Source organism: Chitinophaga sp. Hz27, from assembly GCF_042263525.1.
GTDB lineage: Bacteria > Bacteroidota > Bacteroidia > Chitinophagales > Chitinophagaceae > Chitinophaga.
Genome location: NZ_JBHKFJ010000003.1, coordinates 145,540 through 170,880 on the forward strand (window position 1 = coordinate 145,540; position 25,341 = coordinate 170,880).

20 protein-coding genes are annotated in these 25,341 nt (G+C 43.5%); 5 read left to right on the forward strand and 15 right to left on the reverse strand.

From position 1 onward, the window contains the following. Positions 1 to 3 precede the first annotated feature (3 nt). Both ACE38W_RS07440 and ACE38W_RS07445 read left to right on the forward strand, forming a co-directional pair. The gene (locus tag ACE38W_RS07440; protein WP_375829770.1) at positions 4 to 1,035 is read left to right on the forward strand and encodes a PorP/SprF family type IX secretion system membrane protein; all 1,032 of its coding nucleotides are present in this window, start codon (positions 4 to 6) and stop codon (positions 1,033 to 1,035) included. Positions 1,036 to 1,233: 198 nt separating this feature from the next. Next, positions 1,234 to 1,590 (forward strand): T9SS type A sorting domain-containing protein, encoded by a 357-nt coding sequence (locus tag ACE38W_RS07445; protein ID WP_375829771.1) that lies wholly within the window; start codon positions 1,234 to 1,236, stop codon positions 1,588 to 1,590. A gap of 236 nt (positions 1,591 to 1,826) precedes the next feature. On the opposite strand, the gene ACE38W_RS07450 is transcribed toward ACE38W_RS07445, so the two are convergent. Next, positions 1,827 to 2,999: a class I SAM-dependent rRNA methyltransferase gene (locus ACE38W_RS07450; protein WP_375829772.1), complete on the reverse strand. Its 1,173-nt coding sequence runs from the start codon at positions 2,997 to 2,999 to the stop codon at positions 1,827 to 1,829. A 138-nt stretch (positions 3,000 to 3,137) separates the two neighbouring features. Here ACE38W_RS07450 and ACE38W_RS07455 point away from each other — a divergent pair, with 138 nt between their 5' ends. The 3 genes from ACE38W_RS07455 (at position 3,138) to ACE38W_RS07465 (ending at position 6,146) form a co-directional block, all read left to right on the forward strand. Continuing rightward, positions 3,138 to 3,719, forward strand: coding sequence for a nucleotide exchange factor GrpE (locus tag ACE38W_RS07455; RefSeq protein ID WP_375829773.1), 582 nt, complete (start codon positions 3,138 to 3,140; stop codon positions 3,717 to 3,719). Between the two features lie 112 nt (positions 3,720 to 3,831). Next, a complete protein-coding gene (gene dnaJ, locus ACE38W_RS07460; protein WP_375829774.1) occupies positions 3,832 to 5,004 on the forward strand; it encodes a molecular chaperone DnaJ in 1,173 nt (390 codons plus the stop codon). 200 nt (positions 5,005 to 5,204) lie between these two features. Further along, positions 5,205 to 6,146 carry a class I SAM-dependent methyltransferase gene (locus ACE38W_RS07465; protein ID WP_375829775.1) on the forward strand — a complete coding sequence of 314 codons (942 nt, stop codon included), beginning with the start codon at positions 5,205 to 5,207 and terminating at the stop codon, positions 6,144 to 6,146. A 29-nt stretch (positions 6,147 to 6,175) separates the two neighbouring features. Here ACE38W_RS07465 and ACE38W_RS07470 read toward each other — a convergent pair whose 3' ends face one another. From ACE38W_RS07470 to ACE38W_RS07535, 14 genes are all read right to left on the reverse strand, one after another. Beyond that, positions 6,176 to 7,921, reverse strand: coding sequence for a von Willebrand factor type A domain-containing protein (locus tag ACE38W_RS07470; RefSeq protein ID WP_375829776.1), 1,746 nt, complete (start codon positions 7,919 to 7,921; stop codon positions 6,176 to 6,178). 140 nt (positions 7,922 to 8,061) lie between these two features. Then, positions 8,062 to 8,604 carry a hypoxanthine phosphoribosyltransferase gene (gene hpt, locus ACE38W_RS07475; RefSeq protein WP_375829777.1) on the reverse strand — a complete coding sequence of 181 codons (543 nt, stop codon included), beginning with the start codon at positions 8,602 to 8,604 and terminating at the stop codon, positions 8,062 to 8,064. Between the two features lie 54 nt (positions 8,605 to 8,658). Next, positions 8,659 to 10,155 (reverse strand): glucosaminidase domain-containing protein, encoded by a 1,497-nt coding sequence (locus tag ACE38W_RS07480; RefSeq protein ID WP_375829778.1) that lies wholly within the window; start codon positions 10,153 to 10,155, stop codon positions 8,659 to 8,661. Positions 10,156 to 10,192: 37 nt separating this feature from the next. Beyond that, positions 10,193 to 10,834 carry an O-methyltransferase gene (locus ACE38W_RS07485; protein ID WP_375829779.1) on the reverse strand — a complete coding sequence of 214 codons (642 nt, stop codon included), beginning with the start codon at positions 10,832 to 10,834 and terminating at the stop codon, positions 10,193 to 10,195. Between the two features lie 102 nt (positions 10,835 to 10,936). Next, positions 10,937 to 11,554, reverse strand: coding sequence for a TIGR00730 family Rossman fold protein (locus ACE38W_RS07490; RefSeq protein ID WP_375829780.1), 618 nt, complete (start codon positions 11,552 to 11,554; stop codon positions 10,937 to 10,939). A 622-nt stretch (positions 11,555 to 12,176) separates the two neighbouring features. After that, positions 12,177 to 13,316, reverse strand: a complete 1,140-nt coding sequence (locus ACE38W_RS07495) for a TIGR03364 family FAD-dependent oxidoreductase (protein ID WP_375829781.1) — start codon at positions 13,314 to 13,316, stop codon at positions 12,177 to 12,179. Positions 13,317 to 13,334: 18 nt separating this feature from the next. Beyond that, entirely contained in the window at positions 13,335 to 14,012 is a 678-nt protein-coding gene (locus tag ACE38W_RS07500) for an HAD hydrolase-like protein (protein WP_375829782.1), read from the reverse strand. A gap of 276 nt (positions 14,013 to 14,288) precedes the next feature. Next, positions 14,289 to 14,897 carry a hypothetical protein gene (locus ACE38W_RS07505; RefSeq protein WP_375829783.1) on the reverse strand — a complete coding sequence of 203 codons (609 nt, stop codon included), beginning with the start codon at positions 14,895 to 14,897 and terminating at the stop codon, positions 14,289 to 14,291. A gap of 10 nt (positions 14,898 to 14,907) precedes the next feature. Continuing rightward, a complete protein-coding gene (locus ACE38W_RS07510) occupies positions 14,908 to 16,317 on the reverse strand; it encodes an FAD-binding oxidoreductase (RefSeq protein ID WP_375829785.1) in 1,410 nt (469 codons plus the stop codon). 51 nt (positions 16,318 to 16,368) lie between these two features. Then, entirely contained in the window at positions 16,369 to 17,391 is a 1,023-nt protein-coding gene (locus ACE38W_RS07515) for a PorP/SprF family type IX secretion system membrane protein (protein ID WP_375829787.1), read from the reverse strand. Between the two features lie 6 nt (positions 17,392 to 17,397). After that, on the reverse strand, positions 17,398 to 21,063 hold the full coding sequence (locus tag ACE38W_RS07520; protein WP_375829789.1) for a PKD domain-containing protein: 3,666 nt from the start codon (positions 21,061 to 21,063) through the stop codon (positions 17,398 to 17,400). A gap of 170 nt (positions 21,064 to 21,233) precedes the next feature. Further along, positions 21,234 to 23,345 (reverse strand): ATP-dependent DNA helicase RecG, encoded by a 2,112-nt coding sequence (gene recG, locus ACE38W_RS07525; RefSeq protein ID WP_375830413.1) that lies wholly within the window; start codon positions 23,343 to 23,345, stop codon positions 21,234 to 21,236. Between the two features lie 94 nt (positions 23,346 to 23,439). After that, positions 23,440 to 24,765, reverse strand: coding sequence for a citrate (Si)-synthase, eukaryotic (locus ACE38W_RS07530; protein WP_375829791.1), 1,326 nt, complete (start codon positions 24,763 to 24,765; stop codon positions 23,440 to 23,442). 371 nt (positions 24,766 to 25,136) lie between these two features. Further along, a complete protein-coding gene (locus ACE38W_RS07535; RefSeq protein ID WP_375829793.1) occupies positions 25,137 to 25,310 on the reverse strand; it encodes a hypothetical protein in 174 nt (57 codons plus the stop codon). Positions 25,311 to 25,341: the final 31 nt, after the last annotated feature.

Genomic DNA, 25,341 nt, shown 5'->3' on the forward strand with positions numbered 1-25,341 from the left:
TTTATGAAATACTTATACGGCATATTACTGTTTACCTTTGGCGTATTATTCACGCCAGCATTGGTTGCACAAGATATCCACCTCTCACAATTCTATGAAACCCCCATCCTGCGTAACCCTGCGCTGATAGGCATTTTCAATGGAGATGTGCGTGTACAGGCCGTATACCGTAACCAATGGAATAGTGTTACCACCGCTTACCAGACAGGTACTTTAAGTGGTGAAATCAAATTTCCCGTTGGTCAAGGGAATGACTACCTCACCACGGGCCTTCAGTTTACCTATGACCGTGCGGGTACTTCCAAACTACAGTCTACACAAGTATTCCCTGCCATCAACTATCATAAGTCGTTAAACTCGGACAAGACAAGTTTCCTGTCTCTTGGTTTCATGGGGGGATATGTGCAACGTCAGTTTGATCCTAACAACATGACTTTCGATAACCAGTATACGGGTGGACGTTTCGACCCTACGATGCCTACAGGCGAAGAGGGTAAGCTGGCCTTGAGAGGTTATGGCTACCTGGATGCCGGTTTTGGATTGAGTTATAACAGTGTAATCAGGGAAGATGTGAATTACTACCTGGGTGTAGGTTATTACCATTTCCAGGGTTCAAAGGTTTCCTTTTATGCAGATAAAACTATTCAACTGCAGCCAAAATTGACATTTAATGCAGGTATTTCCATTCCGCTGGATGAGCGTGTGAAAGTGGTGGCAGAATATAACCAGTTACACCAGGGTACCTATTCGGAATATATCGGTGGCGCTATGCTACGATATGCGCTGATGGATCGTGGACTTGAGTCCACAAGAGGCATATATGGGGGGCTCTTCCTTCGCTGGAATGATGCGATCATTCCTACAGTGAAATTGGATATGGATAAGTATGAGTTGGGGATGTCTTACGATGCAAATATTTCACAGTTGAGAACGGCAAGTCAGAGTTTCGGTGGTTTTGAAATATCGCTGGTGTTTAAAGGATTCCTTAACAGCCGCAACAGTACGTTAGAAAGCGTGAATTGCCCAAGATTTTAAACCCTCAAAAATATTGTATGTCAAAGCATTACAAAATATTGTTCAACCAACCGTTAAATTTTACATAAAAAGAAGGAAAAATATAACAAAATGGCGTTGTATTTGTTAAATTTATAGGGAAAAGTGCACAGGTTTCGTGTGTGATTTAACAATCAAAAATTAGGAAATATTTGAATAAAATTTTATCTTTATAAGACTATGTTAAAATCCTCTACCCTCTTATTTACCCTGTTTTTTTGCCTCTGTACCTTTGCGGTCAGTGCACAAAACGACAAATCCCAACCGGCAACGGACGGGGGTAGTAAAATTGTGAAACTATACCCTAACCCAGCTACCAACATTGTTAACTTCGAAATTACACAGCTACATAATAACGAGCAACCATATGATCTTATTGTGTACAATTTCCTGGGAAAAAAAATAGATCAGCTGAAAGGTATCAGTGCACGTACTACCGTTAATTTATCAAATTACTATAGTGGGCTATATATTTATCAGTTGAGAGATCAGCGTGGTAACCTGGTAGAATCAGGGAAATTCAACGTAGTAAAATAAAGATATTTTATTCGCAAGATATTAAAGGCGTCTCTACATGGTAGAGACGCCTTTTTTTTACCCTTTTAGCATGTCCAAAATGTTAGGTTACCTAACAGGTATAAAGATAATGCTGGGTAGCTGAAATAGGGTAACAGTAGATTTTTATACGGATAGTAATCGGCATGTAGTTATCGAGTAACGGCATAAAAAAAGCTGACACAAAGGTCAGCTTTAGTATAAAATATTGTTGTGTTTTACTGCACTTCTACAATCAGGAATTTAAGATAAGTAGTATTCTCAATATTCCACAAGATAGGATGATCCTGTGCCTGTGTCTGGAACGTTACCTGACGCAGTTTCTTTCTAGCGTCTTTGGCAGCCATATCAATGATTTCCAGGAAGAGGCTTGGCGGCACCAGGTTGGTGCAGGAAGCCGTTACCAGGAATCCACCAGGCTTCAGCAGCTTCATACCACGCAGGTTGATCTCTTTATAACCTGTAATCGCTTTCTGTATATTCTCACGGCTTTTAGTAAATGCCGGCGGGTCCAGAATTACAACATCAAATTTCTTTTCCTCTTTTGTCCATGTTTTTAGCTGGTCAAATGCATTTACCGCCTGGAACTTACAAATATCCTGGAGGTTATTCAGCTGTGCATTACGGCGTGCGGTGTTAACAGCATGCTCGGAAATATCAAGTCCCATTACACTTTTAGCACCATAGTGGCCGGCATGACAAGAGAAAGTACCTGTATAGCAGAATGCTTCCAATACGTCTGCACCTTTAACGATGTGCTGGATCGCCCGACGGTTATCCTGCTGATCAAGGAAATAGCCTGTTTTCTGGCCGTTTTCGATGTCTACATGGAATTTCAGACCGTTCTCGTTGATGATAACATTGGTATCAAATGGAGCAGAAAGGAAGCCTTTCTGTTGCTGCATACCTTCCAGTTCACGAACAGGAACATCATTTCTTTCATAGATACCTTTAGGATTAAAAATCCTGTTCAGGGCATCTACGATAGCGCCTTTCCATTTTTCCATACCAAGTGCCAACGTCTGAATAACCAGGTAATCATTGAATTTATCAATGATCAGGGCTGGCATTTCATCCGCCTCACCAAATACCAGACGGCAGTTTTCTACATAACCGATCTTTTTACGGTATTCCCAGCATTTCAGTAACCGACGATAAAAGAATTCATCGTTGATTTCTTCGCGCTTATCGCGGGTGAGCAGGCGCACAAGGATCTGGGATTGGGGATTGATATAACCACGGCCCACAAAAGTGCCCTGGTGCGTGAATACATCTACAATGTCGCCAGCATCTACCGGCCCATCGATTTCGTTCACTTCATTACCAAATACCCAGGGATGTCCCAGTAGTACCCTGTTTTGTATCTTTTTCTTTAAAAAAACTTTTGTCATTTATCGCAATTCGAGGTGCAAAGGTAAGAAATAGGCAGCACCCTAATACCAAACACATGGAATCCGTGTCAATTTGTCGCCAAATGTTCGCTTGGCAAAGTAATTGACTACTTATCTTTGCAGACAATCATTACAATTATGACAGAAAAAGAAAAAGACATGCATCAAGAGGAAATTAACAATACCGAAAATGAGAACAGCATGCCAGATATTAACACTGATGAGAATATGAGTGGATCTTCGCATATGAATAATGAGTTGGATGAATCTGGTGAATTAGGTAAGAAAGACAAGGAAATAGCTGACCTGCGCGATAAATATCTTCGCCTGCAGGCAGAATTTGACAATTTCCGCAGACGTACTGCCAAAGAAAGATTAGAGTTAATGCAAACCGCTGGCAAAGATGTTATTGTATCTTTGTTGGATATACTGGATGATAGCGAAAGAGCTGCCAAACAAATGGAAACAGCTTCTGATCTGGCTTCCGTTAAAGACGGCTCTATGATGGTTTTCAGTAAATTGAAATCCTCTCTTTTATCCAAAGGTCTGACAGAAATGGATGCTATGCACCATGAATTCAACCCTGACCTGCACGACGCCATTACTGAAATTCCTGCACCTACTCCGGACCTTTCCGGCAAAGTGCTGGACGTTTTACAGAAAGGCTATTACCTGAATGACAAACTGATTCGTCACGCGAAGGTAGTGGTAGGTAAATAGTGACGATGTGGCATGACATTGCAACAGAAGTACTATGCTGACAAATGACAGAAATAAAATTTTTATAACAGAAACAACCCCGCCATCAGCGGGGTTATAAGGTTTTTATATAATGTCTACCAAGAGAGATTATTACGAAATACTTGTTGTAACCAAAACGGCGACACAGGATGAGATCAAAAAGGCATACCGTAAGGTAGCCATGCAATATCACCCTGATCGTAACCCCAACAACAAGGAGGCGGAAGAGAAGTTTAAAGAAGCCGCCGAAGCATATGAAGTATTAAGCGATCCGGATAAACGGGCACAATATGATCGCTTCGGACATGCGGGCATGAATGGTGCCCGTGGTGGTGGATTTAACGGTGGTGGTATGAATATGGACGACATATTCTCCAACTTCGGTGACATTTTTGGCGATGATATCTTTGGCAGCTTCTTCGGAGGCGGCGGAAGAGGCCCTGGTGGCGGCGGTGGAAGACGTGGTCGTGGTACCCGTGGCTCTAACCTTCGTGTGAAAATTAAACTCACCTACGAAGAAATCGCTAAAGGCGCCAACAAAAAGATCAAAGTTAAAAAATACGTTTCCTGCCAGCATTGCGGCGGATTAGGTGCGAAAGATAAAAACTCTTTCCAGACCTGTAACACCTGTGGTGGCTCAGGCCAGGTAAGAAAAGTAACTTCTACCTTCCTCGGCCAGATGCAGACAGTAACAACCTGTCCTAACTGTCACGGTGAAGGCCAGATCATTACCAGTAAATGTAACCACTGTAAAGGTGAAGGTCGCATGTACGGCGAAGAAACCGTAAGCATAGACATCCCAGCAGGTGTTGCAGAAGGTATGCAGCTCTCTATGAGCGGCAAAGGTAACGCAGGCGAAAGAGGCGGCGCTCCTGGCGATCTCCTCATCCTTATCGAAGAAGAACCACATCCGGAACTTCAACGCGATGGCCTCAACGTAGCCTACGACCTGCACATCTCCTTCACAGATGCAGTTTTCGGAACCTCCTTAGAAGTACCTACCATCGACGGTAAGGCGAAAATTAAAATTCCTGCCGGTACCCAAAGTGGTAAAATCTTCCGCCTAAAAGGCAAAGGTTTCCCAAGTATCAACTCCTACGAACGCGGTGATCAACTAATTCACGTGAACGTTTGGACACCACAACACCTGACTACCGAAGAAAAAGACATGTTGGAAAAACTCCATATTTCTGACAACTTCAAACCTAATCCGGAAAAATCCGAAAAAGGCTTCTTCGAAAAAGTCAGAGATATTTTTAGCTAACACACGCGGCTGGTGCGCCTTCGGCGCCTTTCTTTCACGCAAAGCAGCATAAGCAGCAAAGACATATGTTTTGTTATTTGTAAGGATTATGTTGTGTAAGTAATGATAAAGAAGAACTTGCTCGGATTGCAATATTTGATTCAGGCTGAATACCGTGACAGCACCCGCTGCCTCACCGTATTCAGCTTTATCTTTTAATTATGGATAACAAACTCCAGATGTTCGAGAACCGGCTGACGAAAGTTTACCGGCATATCTCCAAACTCGCCAGACGCCAAAATATCACCTGCTATCGTGTATACGATGACGATATTCCCGAATTCCCCTTCAGCATTGAGATGTATGAAGACTATGTCTACATCGCGGAATACCATCGCAAACACGGAATGGACGAAGACGCACACGAAGCCTGGCTCGACTCCTGCCTGGAACTGATCAGTAAAATACTGGAAGTTGCTCCATCGAAAATATGGGTGAAACAAAGGCAGCGCAAGGAAAGTAGGAAAGGTCAGTATGAAAAACTTAGCATCGAAAGCCATGAAATGGTGGCCCATGAAGCCGGATTGAACTTCAAAGTGAACCTCTCCGACTACCTGGATACCGGCCTATTCCTCGACCACCGCATTACCCGCAGTATGGTCAGAGACGAAGCTAAGGACAAAAAGGTGCTGAACCTCTTCTGCTATACCGGATCTTTCTCCGTGTATGCAGCCGCTGGCGGCGCTTCTCAAGTAACATCTGTAGATCTTTCTAAAACATATTTAAGCTGGGCCGAAGATAATTTCAGACTGAATGACATCGATCCTGCGAAACACGAATTCGTACATGCGGACGTGTTACAATACCTCGATACGCTCAAGCTAAATACCTATGATCTCGTGATCATGGACCCTCCTACCTTCTCTAACAGCAAGCGTATGAAGGAGTTCCTCGATGTACAGCGTGATCACGTAATGATGCTGAATAAAGTATTACTAGCTACCAAAAAAGGCGGCACCATTTACTTCAGCAATAATTACAGGAGATTTGTGATGGAGGATGATCAGATAGAAGCCGCTACCATTAAGGATATTACGGCACAAACATTACCGTTCGACTTCCAGCAGAAGATGATCCGCAAATGTTATAAGATCACCAAATAACGATATACAGGGGGCTTTCAAGGCCCCTTTTATTTTGATTTTCCTGCCAGTTTTACCAGCTTAAGAAACTCTTTTCTGTACCCACTTTTATCAGGCCCCAATGATTTCTTAGCCATCGCCTCTACCATTTCTATATCACCACAGCCACGATAGGCAGAATTACGTAGTATCATACCAAACAAGGCCACGGAAGCTGCAAAGCGATGATCTGCTGATGCCTCACTAAATGATATGCAATGATCCGGAAGCTTTACTTCCAGCTCATGCAGCTGTGCCTCCTGTGGACGCCGGTATGTTACTTTTATGGCTGCCAGTAAGGAATCTACATGATCATGCAGGCTGTCTGCCGGCAAGATTTCATACAAGGCCACAGCACAATGTCCACTACCTACAATACCTCCCGCAACCGAATCCGGCACACTATTATCAGAAGGCAGTACCTTGTTTTCATAACCAATCAGCCTATACGATTTTACTACAGCAGGATTAAATCTGACTTCCGCCTTGACATCGCGGGCAACGGTGAATAAGGTACTACCAAACTCACGGGCAAAAATCTTGTTGGCTTCTTCCAAATCATCTATATAAGCGAAATTACCATTGCCTTTAGCGGCCATGATCTTCAGTTTGGAGTCTTTATAATTCTTCATGCCCACACCCAGGCAGGTCAATAATACCCCACTTTCCTTTTCTTTAGTGACCAGTTGTTCCATCTCCTCATCAGAAGATCTACCTACATTAAAATCTCCGTCAGTAGCCAATATTACGCGGTTATTACCATCACTGATAAAATGCTGCTCTGCCACCTGATAAGCCAGTTTGATGGCCGCTTCTCCGGCAGTAGCGCCATTAGCATTAAGGTTGTCAATCGCACCCAGGATCTTTTCTTTCTGATCACCAAAAGTAGAAGCCAATATCACCTGCGGTTCGCTGGCATAAGCAACGATGGCTACGCGGTCGATAGGCCGGAGATTGTTTACCAGCACGCGAAACGCAGCTTGTAGCAAGGGCAATTTATTTGGTGCATCCATGGAACCCGAGGCATCGATAAGGAAAACCAGGTTACTCGGCGGCAGACTGTCCATCGCGATGGCGGTAGCTCTGATCACGATTTGGAGGAGGCGATGCATAGGTTCCCAGGGGCAGGTGGTATATTGCCCCATCAGTCCTATTGTTTTACCAGCGCCGGGTAACGGGTAAGTATATTGGAAATAATTCACCATTTCCTCAATCCTTACGGCATCTGTGGGCACTTTCTCTTTAAGGCGGAGGAATCTCCTGATATTACTATAAGAAGCTCTGTCCACATCCACGGCGAAGTTGGAAGCAGGAACCAAACGGGCATGCTGGAATTTATTTTCGAAGGTAGCGCCGTAGGTTTCATTGTAAAAAGTATGGATTCCCATCCCGGAATTGCTGTAGTTAGGGTTGCTATTACGGGAAAGTTTAGCCCTGGCTTTCGCCATGGCAACAGGGTCCATAGCTTTTCGTACAGGCAGCAACGCTATGAGCACACGGTCATCTTGTTTTACAAATATTGTTTTAGGGAGATATCCGGGGAGTTCGAAACGGAGTTGTACAAGAGATTTTGGGAGCTGGATACGAAATAATCCAAAGTTGTTCGTTACCACGCAGGTGGTATCGTTCATAACGCAGACGGATACACCAGCAATGGGTTTGTGGGTAAGACTATCTTCCACAGCGCCGCTGGTCCAGTTAGTTTGGGCGTTAGCAGAACTACAGTACAATATCAGCAGCAAAAGCAACTTTCGCATGAAACAAATTAATCATTTAAACTGATATATCCATGCTTGTTAGGTCTTTGAGCCATTGATAATTTCAAAAATCAAGCAAAAAAGCCTGATTTCATGCAATTCGTCTGCATAAAATCAGGCTTTTCAATTATATACTGTGATTATTCTTGTCCTACCAGCTGATAAATTTCCGGCAGGTTACGTCCAAGACCATCATAGTCCAGGCCGTAGCCGAGGAGAAATTTATTAGGAACGGAGAATCCGAGGTAGTCGATTTTAATCGGGTGTACCATGGCATCAGGTTTGGTGAGCAGTGAGGCTACCAGTAACTTTTTAGGTTGCTGATGTTCCAGCTGCGGAAGGAACTGGCTGAGCGTTTTGCCGGTATCCACAATATCTTCCAGGATAACGACGGTACGGTCGAAGAGGTCTTCATCCAGACCAATTGCCTGTATTACGTTTCCTGTTGATTTGGTTCCTTTATAGGAAGCCAATTTAATAAAAGAGATCTCTGCGTCGATGTTGATATATTTAAACATATCAGCAGCGAACATAAAAGAACCATTGAGGATAGCAATAAACAAAGGGCGTTCGCCTTTAAGATCTTCATTGATTTTAGCAGCCATTTCCCTTATACGTTGTTGCAGTTCATCTGCACCAATATAGGGTTGAAACTGTTTGTCATGCACTGTGATTACCGACATAAATACTACTTCATTTCCAGTTTTAACAATTAAAAGCTCAAAAAGATGTGAGCTTTATTTTCCCACAAGCAGGCGCTGGCCGATTTTTATATCGAAGCCCTGCAAATTATTCCATTCCTGTAACTGGGTTACAGATTTGTTGTACATCTTAGCGATACCATACAGCGTTTCTTTGGGCTGTACATCGTGGTATTGAGTGCTGCCAGTGGTTTTCACCGGTGCTGGCGCAGGCGTTGTTACCACAGGCGCGGGAGCCGGTTTTGATGGCGCAGGCGCAGGCATTGTTGCCTTGGCTGGTGGTGGCGGTGTTGCTGCTGGTGTATTAGCAGGCGTAGAGGTATTGCCGTTAGAAACGGTTACATCGCCGTTCTTTTTCAGATCTTCTATCATGGCAACAGGTATACCACCTGTTTGTGAATTATTTTGTTGTGTAGCTGGTGTTTTTGCTGGAGGAGCTGTCGTTTTTGCCGGAGGCAGATAGGCGACTTCCTCTTCATCCTCTTCCTCTTCTTCGCGGCTGTTTCTGGCCAGGGAAGGCGTATTGGAGGAGAAGCCTGTCAGGGCCAGTCGCTGACCGGTAGCAGGTTGGTCGCCTTCATGCAGTTTATTACGACGGCGCAGCCATTTAAGCTGGATACCTTCTGCCTGTGCTACGTCCAGTAATGATTCTCCTTTAGCAACAGTATGGAATTCGGTACCACCTTTTTTAGCTTTCTTTTGTAAGAAGATGACCATATCTTTTTTCAATGGAGCATCATTGGGAAGATCATTGAAGCGTACCAGTTTACTGAGGCGGATATCGCGTTGATCAGCGAGTGCAATCAGGCTGGTACCAGCTTTTGCGAAGATGGCCCGGCGACCATTGATTTCGAAAACACCTTTAGGATAGTTACCAGCAACCGGTTTGCTGGAGTGACTTGGTTTGCTGGAATTACCACCAGTAACAGGTTTAGGCTTAGGATTCACCACGCTGCCGTTATTAGCCATTGACTCGCCAATAGAGTTAGCTTCGGTGGCTTCCGGCGACATTTTACCTAATGCGATCAAAGAAAAACGTTGAAGGTTGTTGTCTTCAATAACTTTAATCAGCTGTTGTGGATAAGTTTTATTGGTAGCATATCCGGCTTGTTTAAGGCCGAAAGCCCAGGATTTATAGTCTTCCCCATCGAATTGAAAGAGGAAGGCATATCGAGGGTTGCTTCGGAGGAAATCGGAGTGATCTTTATACGATTCCTTAGCGGTTTCGTATACACGAAAACATTCCTGGGCGGCGTCATCGTCGTATTTGACGGTTTTTCCGGTCCAGTTGTTTTTACATTTAATACCGAAGTGGTTATTGGATTGCTGGCAGAGTGCACCGTTGCCAGACTGTGTTTCCACTACACCCTGCGCGAGGGTGATGGCTGCGGGAACGCCTGTACGGCGTTGCTCTTCGATGGCCAGTTGTTTATAAGCTTCAATATACTGCTGCGTTGTGATCTTCTGTGCGTATAACTGCACAGTGGCGCCAATAAGAAAACTGACCACCAACAAGAATTTTCTTACTTGCATGTATTTAAAATTTAATGGGCGTTGTTCATGGAGATGGTTATTTCTTCCTGATCAGGAGAACACCATCGCGGATAGTTAGCAGTACTTGTTCAGCACGATCATCTGCCAGCACTTTCTCACAAAATCTCACCATGGCTTTAGCCTGGCTTCCACGTTCATTTTCCGGCAGCAGTACCTGACCATGATATAGCACATTATCGGCGAGGATAAAACCTCCTGGCCTTAATTTTTCCCATACCTGATCGTAGTAATGTTCGTAACCTGCTTTGTCTGCATCAATAAAGACAAGGTCGAAAACTTCATCCAGTGAATCGATCACGGAGGCGGCCTTGCCTATATGCATTTTAATTTTATCGGCAGTTCCGGTAGCTTCCCAATATTTCTGACAGAGGGTTTCCAGCTCTTCATTGATATCTACGGTATGTAACATACCGCCGGGTTGCAGGCCTTGTGCCAGGCAGATGGCGGAGTAGCCAGTATAAGTACCTAACTCCAATATCCGCAAAGGGCGTACCATATGGCTTACCATACTCAGAAACTGGCCTTGTACATGGCCACTGAGCATGTGTGGCAATTCTACTTTCAGATAGGTTTCCCGATGTAGTTTGTATAACTGCTCACCCTCTGGTGTAGTATACTTCTCTGAAAATTGCTCCACTGCTTCCGGTATCAGCTCCATATATAAAATTTCTGCAAAGCTAAAGAAAAGAGCTTATAAATAGTAAACGCCACAGGATCGGTTTTTATGCGTACCTGTGGCGTTGATGAAATATCGATGATATTAGAAATTCGGTCTGAGTTTGTTGGTAGTATAGAAAACCCTGAAATATTCCACCACTTCATCTGCTGTATCGAAGAGTTTTAGCAGGTCGAGGTCTGGCAGATTGATGTTATGTTCTTTATCGAGCATAACAGCCTTGATCCAGTCCAGCAGGCCGCTCCAGTATTCTTTCCCTACGAGTACCATGGGAGTTTCTTCCATTTTTTTCGTTTGGATAAGGGTAGCCACTTCAAAGAATTCATCCATGGTACCAAAGCCACCAGGCATCATTACAAAGCCTTGTGAGTATTTGGTAAACATCACCTTTCTTACAAAGAAGTAATCAAAGTTCAGGCGTTTATCATTATCGATATAAGGGTTAGGATACTGCTCATGTGGGAGTGTGATATTAGCGCCTACGGATTTACCACGAGCGCGCTGAGCACCTTTGTTGGCAGCTTCCATGATGCCTGGGCCACCACCAGTGATGATACCGAAGCCTTCTTCCGCCAGTCGTGCTGCTATTTCTTCAGCAAGGTCGTAATAACGATTACCCGGTTGGGTACGGGCAGATCCAAATATTGATATGCAGGGACCAATCTTAGCCAGGGATTCAAAACCATCCACAAATTCTGCCATGATTTTGAAGATTTGCCAACTTGAATGAGCTCTCGTTTCCGTCCAATCTCTTTCTTTTAAATTCTTTAAACTATCATTCATGTAATATGCATTTATGCTTTTGTCCAATTTAGGATTTTTTTGGTTTCTCGCAAAGTATCAGAGACTGGTGCTTGGTCAGTTTTTCAGGAAAAGGACTTACGCCTGTGGTGTTTATGTTTTTCTCGCAAAGCAGCATAAGCAGCAAAAGATTATGTTATGTTGTTTAAGACCATTAACTGATAATAAAACAAAATGCAGGCCTTTGCTGCTTTGCGAGAAAAAAAAAGCAGGTAACTCAAAAGAAACCTGCTTTCCATTTAACACGTTATGAACGTGCAGCACCGTATATTATACAATGCTGCAGAAACGTTAACTAAAGCTGGCTCTTGTGAATGACGAATTAAGCAGATATGCTATCGTTGCGTCAGGCGACTTTCATAACGGTTAATTGCCATTAAATTATTGCATATTTATGCAATAACCTAATTTATGTTTTTCGTATATACACTAAGTATAGTCTAAAGAAAAATGTCCTGTAATGCGCAGACAGCACGCACTACAAGACATTTTACATTAATGGCGGTAAATGTTTGTAAACAGATTATTTATAAGTTCCGCTTACAATTTCTTCTGCCAATCCAAAAGATAAAGTCATACCTGCACCACCTAAACCATTCACGATCATCACATCTTTTTCAGGAGATAAAACCAGGTCGGTATTACCATTCTTCAGTTTAGGATAGATTCCATGCCATTGCTCCTTGATAGTAACATCAGGGGCCTGCAGGAAAGTATGCATATATTTCAGGATGAGGTCATTGATAAATGCTTTATCGAACGGATCGAAGTCAGGACCATATTCATGAGAATCGCCTATGGTCAGCTCTCCATCACCGTTTTGAGAGATCAGCAGGTGCACGCCCCACTTCACATATTCCGGCATTTCCTTTTCCACTCTGCGTTTCAGGGCGTCCAATGTTTTACAACTATTGAATGATGCATAGTGTAATAATGTGAGACCTGCACAGAGTGCTGGTCCCAGCTGCCAGTTGCCTGGTTGTGGAACGGTACGCATCATCTGCAGTTTGCACTTAGTAAGATAAGTATCCGCAAATATAGCAGGGTACAATGTTTCGAAGTCAGCACCACTACAAACATATACCTGATCTACTTTCCATTTTTCATCTTTCGTTTCGATGAAAGGCATATTGATTGCATTCACAGCAGTACCAAAACGAGTGGTTACATTCATTTGTTCCTGGAGATATGCAGCGATGGTAGCACTTGCCTGGCGTGGGTTTACCGTCATTTCAGTTTTGCTGTACATGGCCCCGAGCAAGCCGTTGGTTTTTATTGCCTGCGTATATTTACCAATGTTAGCTGGTGAAATCAGTTCGCAGTCATAACCATTGTGAGCAGCAGCACCGGTAAATTCTTCCAGCACGGCCAGTTCATCTTGTTCGTATACCAGGTGCAGTGAGCCGGTTTCCTGGCATTGCAGCCCGGTGGCGGCGGCCAGTTCTTTCCATACACTTCTGCTGTGCATAGCTCTGTTATACATTTTTCCGGCAGTTTGCCCGATAGGCCATACCAGTCCGAAATTGCGTATAGAAGCGCTGATAGCCCTGCTATTACGTTCAAATAACACTACTTTTTTTCCCTGCTTTGCCAGTTTGTATGACATGGCAAGTCCTACGATGCCTGCGCCTATTACCGCTACATCCGCCTGTTGTTGTTGCATGGATTATATATAAGGAGGTCAGATAATTGAAAGAAATTCATCCAGAGATGCGATCAGGTGCGTATGTGGTCCTTTCTCCAGGTCAGCTTTGGAATAAGCGCCAGTGGTAATGCCGGCAACTATTTTACAACCTGCATTGGTACCTTCTTCGAGGTCGGAGATGGTATCACCTACTTTCGCTACATTGGCTACAGCGGCTATTTCCAGCTTCTCCATGATACGATAGATCATATATGGATAAGGACGACCGTGCGGTACGAGGTCGCTGGTCATGACAGCATCAATTAAACCATTGTTTAGCCAGCCTGTACGTTCCAGGATAACATCGGTGATATCTTTATCAAAACCTGTGTCCAGCGCCACTTTTATACCTTTTTTACGCAAGGCTTCAAATACTTTGGATACGCCGTCTTTTTCGCGTACACCTGGGCTGGTGGCATAATATTTTTTCATGCCAGTCACAAAATATTGATGGAGCTCATCTACCAATGCATCATCTTCTGCTTTAGGATGACCTTTCTGTTTTAGGAGATAGCGGATAGCAAAGGGTTTCGCATATCCCATCACTTCATTAATTTCATCTATCGTAACATCTACTCCGGCGGTTTTTACCGCTTCCTGTAATACCAGTGCTACATTAGATTCGTCGTGCAGGGTAGTTCCTGCAATATCGAAAACGGCTAACTGAATGCTCATCTGTTCACTAATTTATGGAACAAAGGTAATACTATAGGTAAAATAAAGTTTAGCCTTTATAAACATTTAACATGAGGATAATATGGGAGATGAACGTTTAGTTTTTAATTTTTAGCCAGAAGAAGGTGTATTTGCTCTTTCACCTTCTTTTCTTCCATGTGCAAGGCATGGGAGAAAAGAAGGTATGGGTGCGGGTCTCCATAGAATACAATCCAGAAAAAAGCCCGTCTCTACTGAGTAGAAACGGGCATCATTAATATTATTATAGCAGGATGATTAGAATCCAAGACCCACGCCAGCTCTGTAGATCAGGTTATTCTGATAAGGAGAGCGACCATCTTGAAGCACATCATACATAATGGCGAAACTCACGCCTACCCTGCCGCCAACAGCCTGTGTATAACCGGCGCCCAGCAATAAACTTGGCACCGCATAGTTGGTCGTATATGTAGTGGTTTTAGGATTCCCGTTTCCATCATAGTAATAAGTCGTTTTTTGAGAAACGGAATTATACTCTGGCTGCACATGCACAAACAGCATGGGAATAGGGTATACACGGCCCCAAACACCACCACCAAAAATAGTATACTGATCACGGGAGGTAGTGTTACCATAGAAATCACGATACTTGATATTACCATACTGTGCGTTGATATTCACACCTGCCGCGATATAGTTATTAAAACGATAACCCACCAACGGCGACACATCTACGTTCGTATAATCACCAAACACCAATCCAAGCGAACCTCCAATAACCAGCTTTGATGGATCAAAGCTCTTAGGTTGTTGCGGAGGCCTCGTAGTAGTATCGGTTTTATAATACTGCGCATGGGCCATCTGAAATCCGGTAAAGAGGAGTATACAAAGCAACAGCTTTTTCATATATCGATTTTTAACAGTCAAATATTTTACCTCTGTTGAGGATATTGTTAGGATCAAATATCTGTTTTATTTGCTTCATAATTTGCATGGAAGTAGCATCAAAGATGATATCCATATAACTTTTCTGCACCAGGCCAATACCATGTTCGCCGGAGATAGTACCCTTCAGACTTTTCACCAGCTGGAAAATTTCCCGGATACCAGCTGTGAGTGTGCCATTCCACTGCTCTTCAGTCAGGTTACCACGGATGATATTTACGTGTAAATTACCATCACCGGCATGCCCATAACAAACAGAATGGAACCCATATTTTGTACCAATTTCTTTCACACCTTTCAACAACACGGGCAGCTCAGCTCTTGGCACTACGGTATCTTCTTCTTTATAAATAGAATTTGCTTTCACTGCCTCGGCTACACGGCGGCGCAGCTTCCAGAGTTCATCCTTCTGGGTAGAATCTTCTGCAAACAGGATCTCTCCGATATCAAAACCTTCCACTACGCCGGCGATTCCTTCCATTTCCTGCATTAATACTTCTGGATAGTTACCATCTACTTCTATCAGCAGATGTGCCTGGATATCGTCTTCGATTTTCACTGTGGAACTTTGTACGTATTGAGATACCCAATCCAGTGCATCTCTTTCCATAAACTCCATCGCACTTGGCGTAAAACCTGCGCGGAATATAGCACTCACAGCTTCGCAGGCACTTTCCGCAGAACGGAACGGCACTAACATCAACAGATCATGCTTAGGTAATGGAATTAATCTTAATACAATTTTAGTAACAATTCCCAGTGTTCCTTCACTGCCAACCACTAGCTGTGTAAGGTTATAACCAGTTGCATTCTTCAGTACATTGGCACCTGTCCAGATAACTTCCCCGGAAGGCAGCACCATTTCAAGGTTCAGCACATAATCCTTTACCACACCATATTTCACGGCTTTAGGGCCACCAGAGTTTTCAGCGATATTTCCGCCAATGAAACAGGTACCGCGACTACTTGGATCAGGCGGATAAAAGAGGCCTTTTTCCTTTACTGTATTTTGCAATATTTCTGTGATAACACCTGGCTCGGTGGTTACCTGTAAATTTCTTTCATCGATCTCGAGGATCCTGTTGAAGCGTTCCATAGAGATGAGCACACCTCCAAATTGTGGGAGAGCCCCACCACTAAGACCAGTACCGCCGCCACGTGGTGTTACCGGCAGTAATTCACGCTGACAAAGCTGCATGATCTGGCTAACCTGTTCCGTACTATCCGGCTTTACAACAACTTCCGGCAGAAAATGTAAATCTTCCGTTTCATCCTGTGCATAACGGTCCAAGCTTTCCTCGTCTACCAACACATATTTATCTCCCGTTATTTCTCGTAAGGCCGCAATATGAGCGGCAGTTACCTTGTTCAATGTGGTCATGTAACAAAAGTAATCAATAAGCAGGTTTCTGTATAATACCGTTGTAAAGATTTAAAAAGAGGGACAGAAGGTAGATCTGATCGCGTCTGAAAATGCCCTGTTTTTATATAAACCGGTATAGATGATACCTATCTCGTAAGCCCCTCTGCTACTATTAGCAGCTGATAAGGAAGAAGTAGTTGCATCATAGCTAAACATCAGTTTCACACTACTCAGCTGGTAACCTACCATAAACATAGCAGCATCATTAGTACGATAATAAATACCGCCGTATGCCTGCTGATTGCCATCACCGGAAAGGTTATAAGCTGCATTCATGCCAAACATCGTTTGACTGGTATGTGCCTGCCTCGTATAATAAGCACCTGGGTTCAAGATTACTTTATCACTCATTTTCAAACTCGCATTCAAAAAACCAATATATCTACGAGGCACCCGATTATCCCCGTCATAGAAGGTTTCCCGGGGCATATTCACGTGCTGCACAGATGCACCGGCATTGATATAAATATCATCTGTAGGAAAATAGGCATAGTTCATACCTACCTGTAAGTCGAAATAATTAGCACTGCTGGAAGCCATTGGCTCGGCAGTAGGCACCTGAGCATCAAAGAATTTTCCGTTCCACTGATCACCGAATACCAGTTTGGTAACATCCACCCTTTTATTTGCGGAACCTGCGTTAAAGCCTAAAGACAACAAGCTGCTATTCCCCATTAGCTGGTGATAAGCGATAGATGCATATCCCTTAGTAGAGGTCAGATTACCTGCGCCGGCCACATCACGGAGGATCACGGCTCCAATGCCCACCCAACCATAGGTCAACTGGTCTCTGAAAAGCTGTGCATCACCAAATGCGGACATTGTCTTATAAGGCACCGGGATAGATGACCACTGGTCCCGGTAATTGACACCCAACCGATAGTTACCATCAGGAATAAACCCTGTATTTGCAGGGTTGGTAGTCAACGGAGAATTGAAGAACTGCGAGAAGTGCAGATCCTGGGAAAATCCGTTGATACTGGCGGTTAGCAACAGGATAATACCTGTCGTAAATTTAACAAGCTGCTTCATGGGTCATCATCTTAACAAGGTTACACTTCCTGAACGGCTACCTTTAGTTCCATCCGTAAATTCTAAACTAAGCACATATGCATACGCATCCATCGGCATTGCGGCCCCATTAAATCTACCATCCCATCCTTTGCGGTAATCTGTTGATTCAAACAACAGCTTGCCCCAGCGGCTGTAAATTTTCAAATTAAATTTACTCACACCAAATGCTTTAACGAGGAATACATCATTGATACCGTCATTGTTTGGTGAAAATGCATTTGGCACATCAAATAACGGCACCACAATAGAACTTACATCTTTACAGGTTGTATTCGTACACCCTTCAGGGTTAAATGCTGTCAAACATACAGTGAATGTTCCAGTATTGTTGTACTGATGCACTGGGTTTGCAATAGAGGTAGTATCTCCATCACCAAAATTCCATAGGTAAGAAGTCGCGCCGGTACTACTGTTCACAAATCCTACCGGCGTATTTTCGATTGGTTTCACCGGAGAAAAATCAAACTGCGCTACTGGCATCGGCGCCACCAATACCTGTTTCACAATACTATCCTTTACATTACAAGTATTAGGATCTATCGCCACCAGTTTGATATCAAATACGCCTACTGAATTAAATTGATGCATTGGATTTACATCAGTACTGGTTGAATGATCATCACCGAATGTCCACAGGAAATCGGTACCACCCAGAGAAGTATTGTTAAACGTTACATCTGTACCAACACATATCGTATCCGGCATTGTAAAGTTGGCTGTAACGTTTACGGCTATACGTAATGGAATCACTTCTGTCTGTGGCGCATTACAATAATTGGTATCTACCAACGTAAGTTTCACATTATATAATCCTGGCGCCGCATACTCGTGTGCATACGGGAAGCTCGGCGGATTATTGATCTTCATATACATCGCTGGCGTATTATCTCCCAACTCAAAAACAAATGAGCTATCACGGAAGCCGCCAAGTGGTTGAGAATTATTTCTGAATTCATATTTCAGTGATGTACATGGTGGTACTCTCACTGCTTCCAGGTCAAGCGTAGCCTTGTTGGTACCAGCTTTGATCTGGATATATGCAGTATCCGCACCATTACAGGTGCTATTATCTGTTTTGATCAATCTTACGGTATAAGTACCCACTGCAGTGAATGGGTGTACAACAGTATCCAATCCCTGACCTGTTACCTCAGGTGTGCCATCTCCAAAATCCCAGCGGTAGGTAGAGCTCTGCACATAAATCTGGGTTGTATCAATAAACGTAACCGGATCAGGAATGCAGTAATTATTTTTTCTTTCGAGTGTTTTAATACCTGCTTTTACACCATCCAGGTTGAAGGCTATCTTCAACGCACCGAAGTTACAGGAACGTGGAGGCGTACTGGAATAAGCGCCTGGCGTTGTTGGATATTTAGGTTTGGAAGCACCACCAGTATTGCACCATGCACAGATACCCTGGTATATAATACCATTTTTATCGAATCGACTGGTACCACCATCAACGTGTTCATATAAACCTGCACCTCCGAAATAGCTACCAAACAGGATGTCGGTTGCATCTTTCTTCAATACGAAAAAGTAAAAATCCATACCATCGGTAATACTTTGCAAAGGATTTTTCAATGCGAGTCCACCCGTACCGGAGTTAGGATACCCCTCAGCGGGATTGATACCACCGCCCCATCCGGACACGTAGACGTTTTCACATCTGTCTACCAGGAACGCTACCGGCGAAATAGCCGGCAATGTGGATAACGCACGGTTTTTACCGAAGGTGGTTGAATATACTACATCAGAAAGATTAGGTTGCAGTTTCATGATAAACTGCTGAGAATTCTGATTATAAAAAGTGCCGGTGCCTGGCGCCTGTTTTGTTGGCCAGGTACCTTCCGTGGTTCCCATCACATATACGTAACCGTTACCATCCAGCTGTACACCATATACCTGATCAGCGGCGCCATCAGTGGAGCCAACATAAGTGCTTTGCATAATGGAGCTACCATCACTGGCAATATGTGCGATGAAACCATCGCAGGAGCCTCCTGTATAGGTGCCGCCATATACAGGCGCACCTTTTATCGGGAAGTCTGCGCTGGCTGTTCCACCAGCTACATATAAGGATTGCAGATCGTTTAACGCAATTACAAATGCTGCATCTTCACTGGTACCTCCAAGATAACTTGCCCACACTACATCCTGACAAAGTGGATTAATTTTCATTACCACACCGTCTTGCGAGCCTGCTAGCTGAGGCTGGAAAACACCTGCAGTGGCAGGGAAGTTTTGTGACCTGGTACAGCTGGCAACATAAATATATCCGGCATTATCAACTACCACTTCACTACGTGCATCGTCACCATAGTTGCGCAGGGTAGTGTTAGCACCGCCGGCACGCTGATCGCGAATATTCACGCCATCATCTGCACTACCCCCAATAATGAGAGAGCCAACGATATTATCGCCGGCAGCTGTCAGCATGGTAACGGCAATATCCCAGCCACCGCCACTGCCCAGGCGTTTGCCTGGATAGTTAGATGATTTTGTTCTGCCTGAAATAACCAGTTGATTATTCTTATTTACAAATAGACTGTGTGGCTGTTCTATATCTGCACCACCAACGAAAGTGGCGTATACCAATTGTGTACCATCAGGAGTAAATTTCTGGATACCGATATCTATTTGTCCACCACCAAAAGAAGTCTGGTAGGCGCCATTTGTAACAGGAAACTCTTGGCCGAATACGATACCACCACCATAGAAATACCCTGATGCATCATAGGTAGCTGTAAAGCCCCAATTATCAGCACGGGAGCCCGACACAGTACTAAATACATAGGTAGGGTCAATGATCAATGGATAAGCTGTATTATAAGTGCTGGCTATTTTAAAGCCCACTTTATTATTACTGAGTTTATAACTAACCTTAACGGGTACACGCTCGTCGTTGATATACTGGTAAGCATAAGGTAATTGTTCTACCACATCGCCTACAGAAGTATGAATAATGAGTTGTCCTTTTTTCAATTCCATGGAATTAACACCATCATACTGCAGCTGTATTTCATCGGGGTTGCCACCAGGATTTACGATCATATCATATTTCAGCCTGGAAGCTTCAGAATATACATGGGCATCAATATTTTTATATATGCTTTTATAGTTTACCCCAAGATAAGATTGAACGTGGGTCGCCCATTTGCTTTGGTCATTACCAATGAAATAGTTACTGTAGAAATCCTGTTTCTTTTCAGGTTCCAGCACTACATCAGGATTAGCATTGATGAAGTTTACCTGGTAAGCATGATTTCTTACAGCAGGCATCTGTGTTGGCGGAGGATCTGCTTTGCCGGGATTATTTACTTGTACACCATTGATATAGGCACGGTTTTGTACCCATAGGGTATCATTGTGATGTACATGTCCGTGAATGTATTGGTTTACTTTATCAAGATCTTCAGGGCTTTGCAGATTGAAAGTAAAACCATTTTTGCGGAGGAAAACAGCAGCGGCGTCAAGATCAGTTTTGTAGATAACAGCAGGATTCCATTGACCTTTATTCTCCGCAAAGTTGAGCGGTGTGTAATTAGCTGTTTGCTGCGCCCGCAGCGAAGCGGTACACATCATAAGGATAATCATTCCAACAAATCCGATCGGGAGGGTAAATTTCAACGGGATAAGATTTTTTTATTATCTGAAAAAACTAATATACTATAATTAAACGCACAAGCTCGCACAATTGTTACGGTTTCAAAAACAACAACTTAGACGTTTGTTCCTGTCATACGGTGAAGACTATACTGAATTCTTTGACTCGGATAAATAATAAACGTTAAAAGTGGTCAGGAAATTTTACTCCAGACCGTTTTACTTCGTTGTGAGGCCAGAAATTCTCTCAAACCCTGGTTCTCAGGCAACTGCAGATCCATGTCTTGCTGCAGGAGTTTTTCAGCACTATTGCGGGCAGCGTCTAAAATGGGTTTATCAGCAAGGATATCTGCCAATTTAAAATCAAGTATTCCTGATTGTCGGGTTCCTTCAATATCTCCGGGGCCACGAAGTTCCATATCTTTTTCTGAAATAATGAATCCATTATTCGTTTGTACCATCACGTTAATACGTTCTTTGGAGTCTTTACTTACCTTATTGCCTGTCATGAGTACGCAGAAAGATTGCTCAGCGCCGCGTCCAACACGGCCTCGCAGCTGGTGCAACTGAGAGAGTCCAAATCGTTCGGTACTTTCTATCACCATCACAGATGCATTGGGAACGTTTACGCCAACTTCAATAACAGTTGTAGCAACCATAATGTTGGTATCTCCGGAAACAAAACGTTGCATATTAGTTTCGCGCATCTCTGCCGGCTGACGGCCATGCACCATACTGATATAATACTGCGGTTCAGGGAAAAACGCCTTCACTTCTTCGTAACCTTTCATAAGGTTTTCGTAATCCATTTTTTCCGAGTCTTCAATCAACGGATACACGATATAGGCTTGTCTTCCTTTCTTTACTTCTTCTTTGATAAAGTCCATCACCTGCGGGCGCTGGAACTCTGTTTTGTGTACGGTGGTAATGGGTTTGCGGCCTGGCGGCATTTCATCGATCACGGATACGTCAAGGTCGCCATAGATGGTCATGGCCAGCGTCCTTGGAATAGGCGTTGCCGTCATTACCAGCACATGTGGCGGGATAGTGTTTTTTTCCCACAGCCGTGCGCGTTGAGCCACCCCGAATCTATGCTGTTCATCGATGATGGCCATTCCCAGATTTTTAAAATCGACTTCTTTTTCCAGTAAGGCATGTGTACCTACCAGTAGGTGGATATTACCTTCTTTCACATCGGCCAGAATTTGTTTCCTGGCTTTTCCTTTGATGCTGCCTGTTAGCAGGGCAACTTTTACCGGCATATTTTCCAGCAGTTCAGAAAGTCCTTTGAAGTGTTGCTGGGAAAGGATTTCCGTAGGTGCCATCAAACAGGCCTGGAAGCCGTTATCTATGGCTAATAGTGCTGTAAGTAAGGCTACCATTGTTTTTCCGCTTCCTACATCTCCTTGGAGGAGGCGGTTCATTTGTCTGCCATGCATGGTGTCCTGGCGGATTTCCTTCAATACTCTTTTTTGTGCGCCTGTTAAGGAGAAAGGCAGATGATTATTGTAGAAGTCATTGAAATGTTCTCCTACAGCGCCAAAAACATATCCATGGGAAAGTTTCTGTCTTTTTATTTTTAATCGGCAGATGCGTATCTGCGCGATAAATAATTCTTCGAATTTGAGGCGGCGCTGGGCTTGTTTTGCCTCCTCTTCACCTCCTGGCATATGTATCTTGAAATAGGCCAGCGATCGGGGCATCAGGCGATACTGATTCAGAATTTCCAATGGAATATTTTCCCTGATTTCCTGTGGAGATAATTGCTCCAGCAAGTTCTTCGTTAATTTTCCTATAGCCTTTGCCGTTAGACCTCTTGCTTTTAATTTTTCCGTCGTATAATAGACAGGCTCCAGGAACTGTTTGCCAGTGGCTATTTCCTCTGTAAGCAAATCCATTTCCGGATGCGCGATCTGAACAGCGCCATTAAAAGCGGATACACGACCGTATACCAGGTAAGCAACATTTTCTCTCAATGATTTCTGCATCCACTGCCATCCCTGGAACCATACCAGTTCGATGACGCCTGTTTCATCTTTGAAGGTGGCGACAAGTCGCTTACCCCTGTTTTCACCCATTACTTCCATCCTGATAATACGTCCTCTTATCTGCACAAAATCTTCATATCCGCTGATATCACTGATTCTATCGATGCGTGTCTTATCTACATACCTGAAAGGAAAATATTCCAACAGATCTTTAAAGGTATGTATGTTGATTTCCTTGCGCAGTAATTCACCCCGTTGAGGGCCCACGCCCTTCAGGTATTCTATCGGATTGGATAATATGGTCGTAATAGTGGAAATAGCTTACTCCTTTTTTTATAACGCAAAAATAAAAAAGGCAAGTGGTAAAAATACCACCTGCCCTCTTTCTATAAAAAACAATTATTACACTTACTTATTCGGCAGATGCATCCACTTTACCATCTACGAAAAGTTTCATCCACTCTGTAGTTACGGATTTAGGTCTTTCGATAGACAGACCCAGTGCGCGATCCCAGCAGAGAGACGCCAGCACGCCCAGTGCGCGGGAAACACCAAACAGTACAGTGTAGAATTCATATTCCACCATGCCGTAGTGAACCAGCAATGCACCAGAATGCGCATCTACGTTAGGCCAAGGGTTTTTCACTTTACCCAGGTCCTGCAAAATTGGAGGTACAGTTTCATACACCATCCAAACGATTCTTACGAGTTCGTCGTTAGGCAGGTGAGTTTTTGCAAACTCCATCTGCGCAGTGAAGCGAGGGTCAGTTTTACGCAGTACGGCGTGGCCATAACCTGGTACAACTTTACCATCTGCCAATGTTTTGCGAACATAAGCTGCGATTTCTTCTTTGGTAGGCATACCACCACCCAGTTCTTCGCGCATGTTCAGGATCCATTTGATTACTTCCTGATTAGCCAGACCGTGTAATGGACCTGCCAGACCGTTCATACCTGCTGCGAAAGACAGATAAGCATCGCTCAGTGCGGAACCTACGAGGTGAGTAGTATGTGCACTCACGTTACCACCTTCGTGGTCTGCGTGGATCACCATGTACAAGCGCATCAGCTCACGGAAACCTTCGTCTGAATAACCCAGCATATGTGCGAAGTTACCAGCCCAATCCAGCATACCATTAGGCTGAATATGGTCGCCACCCTTGTATTTGCGACGGTAGATATATGCAGCGATACGTGGTAAACGAGCTATCAGGTTCAGCGTATCTTCAAATGTATAATCCCAGTAATCTTTTTTATTGATACCTTCTCCGTATGCTTTTGCAAAAGAAGATTCAGTTTGCAGTGCCATGATACCAACGGTAAACATGGTCATTGGGTGCGCAGAAATAGGTAAAGATTCGATAGCATCAAACACGTGGTTTGGCACATGTGAACGACGGCCCCAAATGGCTGACAAATCCTGTACATCCGCTTCAGTAGGCAGTTCACCTATCAACATCAGGTAAAATAAACCTTCTGGCAATGGCTCCTGGCCACCTTTCACTTTTGGTAATTTCTCTCTTAATTCAGGGATGGAATATCCGCGGAAACGAATACCCTCATTTGCGTCGAGCAGTGAAGTTTCAGTAACCAGGCCGGTAATACCACGCATACCCTGGTAAACCTGCGCCACTGTAACATCGCCCACTTTTGTGTTGCCATGGTTCTTCAACAGGTCTTTTACTTCAGCGTTCAGTTCATCCGCTTTAATCTTAAACTTTTCTTTTATGTTCCCCATTTTACTGCTATTGTTTATATAATGAGACAAAATCGATCAATTGTCAAAAGTAATGATTTGTTAACGAAGTTAGTACCCTTTTGCCTTTTTTAATGGCAAATTAACAACAAAAAAATGCGCAAACCGGCCATTCCTTCGCTCCCAAAAATTACATACAAATAATTATAATTCAAAGTATTATATCAGTGAAATAAAACACTTACGTCTAATTTTAAAGAATTGTAAATTTTTTCAGAATGAATTGAAAATATTGAAAGAATAGCAGTGATTTTTTGCGTTTTTAACACCTTATTTATCTTGTGCAAAACATATCAAACGCATGTCGCATCTTCGTTGACGATCATCTTCATTATCCAGATAAATAACCGCAATTATTGCGTTTTATTATATAAAGATTTTTGAGGAGAGATTTCACCTGCAATTATCCAGTACTGATGCTGGTCATTGGCTATATCAGCCATTTGTTGTAGTTCCGCCCTGGTGGGCGAGATGGTAGGAAGATCATCATCAAGATAGCAAATAAAGGAAGACCATATTGTCAACATCTCCCTAAAAAAAACACTACTGGATAACCCC